Origin of the sequence: Mycobacterium sp. ST-F2 (assembly GCF_001905655.1) — a bacterium.
Taxonomy (GTDB): Bacteria; Actinomycetota; Actinomycetes; order Mycobacteriales; family Mycobacteriaceae; genus Mycobacterium.
Genome location: NZ_JMHT01000129.1, coordinates 1 through 2,523, shown reverse-complemented (window position 1 = coordinate 2,523; position 2,523 = coordinate 1). Strand labels below are relative to the sequence as shown.

3 protein-coding genes are annotated in these 2,523 nt (G+C 59.7%); 2 read left to right on the top strand and 1 reads right to left on the bottom strand.

Going from position 1 to position 2,523, the window contains the following annotated elements:
• Window positions 1-893 (top strand): hypothetical protein (locus EB75_RS29120; RefSeq protein ID WP_217267740.1); only part of this gene is annotated, 893 nt, incomplete at its 5' end.
• Window positions 894-1,268: 375 nt separating this feature from the next.
• The gene (locus tag EB75_RS28225) at window positions 1,269-1,835 is read left to right on the top strand and encodes a hypothetical protein (RefSeq protein ID WP_073698488.1); all 567 of its coding nucleotides are present in this window, start codon (window positions 1,269-1,271) and stop codon (window positions 1,833-1,835) included.
• Window positions 1,836-1,911: 76 nt separating this feature from the next.
• On the opposite strand, the gene EB75_RS29555 is transcribed toward EB75_RS28225, so the two are convergent.
• Window positions 1,912-2,055, bottom strand: a complete 144-nt coding sequence (locus tag EB75_RS29555; protein WP_168176143.1) for a hypothetical protein — start codon at window positions 2,053-2,055, stop codon at window positions 1,912-1,914.
• Window positions 2,056-2,523 lie beyond the last annotated feature (468 nt).

The window sequence follows — 2,523 nt, the reverse complement described above, 5'->3', positions numbered from 1 at the left end:
GGTCAAAATTCACCCGTCGACAGGGGGTCAGTTTTCAGGCGTCGTCAACAACTCCACCTCGTGTCGGTGCCGAACTAGATGATGGTCCGGTGAGCAATGGCGAAGTAACTGATGAACTACCGGCTGAAGAGGTAGCGGCAAAGTGGCTAGAAATCGCGCCGGGCATCGAGAAGATGGCCCAACGCATCCAAGATCTGGACGACTTCCCAGTGAGTCGCGGTTCGTCTCTAAGTGGCGATGACAAGCACAGCGCGCCGTACTGCGTATCTCACGCCGTGCGTAGCTGCCTCGTCAGCGGAGTCGATCACTTGCATGCAGCCAAATCTCTGGTGGTCGATTTGCAGGTGTTACATGCATCGGCGGTCTATAGCCTGATACGCGGGTCTCTAGAAAACCTCGCAGCGGCGTACTGGATGCTGCATCCAACTCGCCGCAACGACCGCATCGAGCGCACTCTGCGCTGGCACGCAAAGAACTTCAAAGACCAGGCGACCGCCCTGCAACCCGTAGGCCTGGCTGATGAGTCGACGCGGGAGGCCAAGTTGACCAAACTTGATGCAATCGCTGTCCAGCGTGGAATCGCAGCGTCAGACGTCCGATCTGGCTACTTCAGCAGTGCTGCAGTTCGCTACGTCAACAAGCATTCACCGATCTCGGCACCGCTGTTGCCGTGGCAAGTCTGTTCGGGATTCGCCTACGGTCGTCCGTGGGCTGTTCTAGGCATGTCCGAACAAGAGCAGCATGAAAGCACCGACCCCACGATCGTAAATCTACGTCTAACAAGCGACCTGAGCCGCGTTCTGTACCCAACGCTTTCAGCATTCCGCCTGATGGCGGAGGTGGTTGGATTGTTCCAGGAGCGATCTTCACCGACCATTGCAATTCAACGTTGATTAGACGCGGTGCAGGGGATTTCGATCTCGCCCCCCCATTCGCGGCCTTGTTCTCTGCGCGGTTGCGCCAGCTCAGCTGGACTGGCGGCTTACACCTCGACTACGAGATGCACGGACGCTCCCGCGGACACGTGACGCGGCCGCGCGGACGTTAACAATCCCCGCACGTTTCGCAGCATCGGTGCACTGGCGTATAGCCCGACGCACGGCTCACGAATTGCACGTTCAGCACCGTCCGTGGTGAATGCGGGGTCGTGTCCACAGCAGAGTTGCCCGGTTCGGAGGCCAGGTGGGTCCGCCACAAAGCACCAGGCGAGCTTGAGCCATGACAGTGAGGTGGCATGATCGTCCGATGGTTGGATTGTCGCTCGTCTCATGAGCGGTCCGCTGATGGTCGAAGTCATCGATCACGGCCTTGGGTGGCAGCCATATTTCCCACCCCTCGTGGGCCTGCTTGGCTCCGTGATCGTGGCTGCAGCCGCCTACTACGGAACGAGAAGAAGCAGTCGTTCCACCAGGGAGATCGAGGCAGAAAAATGGCGGACCGACAAGCTGCTCCAAATCTGCTACGACGTGAGTACAGCATCGCGCAGACTCGACCTGCATTTCAGTCCAACCACGGTTGAGCCGTTGGATCGGAAAGGATTCGATCGCAGCATCTCGGTATTGCGCGAAGAGACGAGAAACCTTGGTTCACTTGCCGATTCGTTGACGATTCTCGGTGCCGCCAAACTCGCCGAAGCGTGCCGGTCTATTCGGGCGCGAGCGTATGACATTCAGGGCAGCGCACAGAAATACAAGCAGCTACTGACTTCATCAAGCCGGGACGCCGACGCGCTACGCGAACAGCTCAAGAAACTCGATGCTAAGCGGAAAGCGATCGATGACGAGCGCCGACGCTTCGTGGGAGCGGCAAGAATCGAACTCAGCTCAAACGCCTAAACTGCCGCCAGCCCGTACCGCTCGACCATCTCGCCGACCTTGTCAACAAGTGCACACGAGGGGCCTGCGTCCGAGGTCAGGGAACGATGTCGTTGCACATCGGATGGAAACCTTCGGCGTTAGACGGCGGGGGGATGTAGTCCCCACCGCTGTCCAGGCTGTAGGTGGCCTCTTTGCCGAGGAAGAAGGCACTGTCCTCACTGAGTCCGTACCTATTCATCAGCAAGCGCTTGAGGGCGCCAGAGTAGTCGGCACCAGCTAGGACTGCCCTGCATGCGAACGCGGCCTGCTCAGGCGTCCATTGACCGCAATTCTTCGGTCGCTGCGATGAGCATCCAGGCCCGTTGGGATTGGAGGCAGGAGTTGTCAGTGTCCCCGAGGGTGCCACTACGGTGCTCGCCGTGGAGGGGGGCTCTGCCGCAGCAGACGTTGGAGCCGGAGACAGTGCTGCTGTCATCGAAGGCGGCGACGCAGGGGATGGAATCGGTGTCTTGCCCGGTGAGACGGCGCTCATATCGGACTGCGGGTGCTGCCATGGCCGCCATAGCAGTAGAACAACTCCAAGTAGCAAGATGGTGCCCGCCATGCTGGCCAGGACGTGCCGGGTCCGCCGAGACGAACTGGCATCTGGTAGCTCCGGGACTTGACCCCGTGTGTTGGACACGCTGAATCCCGCAAGGTTGGCGGG